2 rRNA genes are annotated in these 641 nt (G+C 48.0%); both read left to right on the top strand.

The annotated features are described in order from the left end of the window. Nucleotides 1-182: 182 nt before the first annotated feature. Nucleotides 183-299 (top strand): 5S ribosomal RNA (rrf, locus tag GOM71_RS23645). A gap of 247 nt (nucleotides 300-546) precedes the next feature. Continuing rightward, nucleotides 547-641 (top strand): 23S ribosomal RNA (locus GOM71_RS23650); the annotation flags it as partial.

The raw sequence follows: 641 nt of genomic DNA on the forward strand, positions 1-641 counted from the left end.
GTTTCTGCAGGAAACGTACATCGGAAGCATGCTTCCATGCAAAATAAACTCAGGCAGGTTTATTGCTCGCTCGTTGTCAGTTTTGAGAGAACAATTCTCGATCCCCAAAAAGTGAAGTTAAGCGTTGCAGCTTAATCCGATTGCTTTTCGGGGGCCCCGAATAACTTTCAAATATTCATCCGTTTGGTGGCGATGGCGGAGGGGAACCACACGTTCCCATACCGAACACGACCGTTAAGCCCTCCAGCGCCGATGGTACTTGGACCGCAGGGTCCTGGGAGAGTAGGACGTCGCCAAGCAGGTGTTTGATACACCTAATTGCACCTTGAAAACTGGATAGCGAAATGAATGAAACATCCTTTAGCGAATTTAAGCGAAGTTGATGTGAATCCATTCTAATGTTTCGACGGAGTTGTTTCGAGTTCAGCATGACTTTTCGAAGATTCCCTTCATGAAATCACGCAAGTGATGACTGATGGAATCGAGAACGGCAGGATGAACCGAATACAACGCAGGAGAAAAGTAGAATTTCACACAACGAGCAATGGTTAAGCTAGTAAGAGCGCACGGAGGATGCCTAGGCACTAGGAGCCGAAGAAGGACGTGGCGAACAACGATACTGCCTCGGGGAGCCGTAAGCA

Origin of the sequence: Paenibacillus sp. NEAU-GSW1 (assembly GCF_009737085.1) — a bacterium.
Classification (GTDB): domain Bacteria; phylum Bacillota; class Bacilli; order Paenibacillales; family Paenibacillaceae; genus Pristimantibacillus.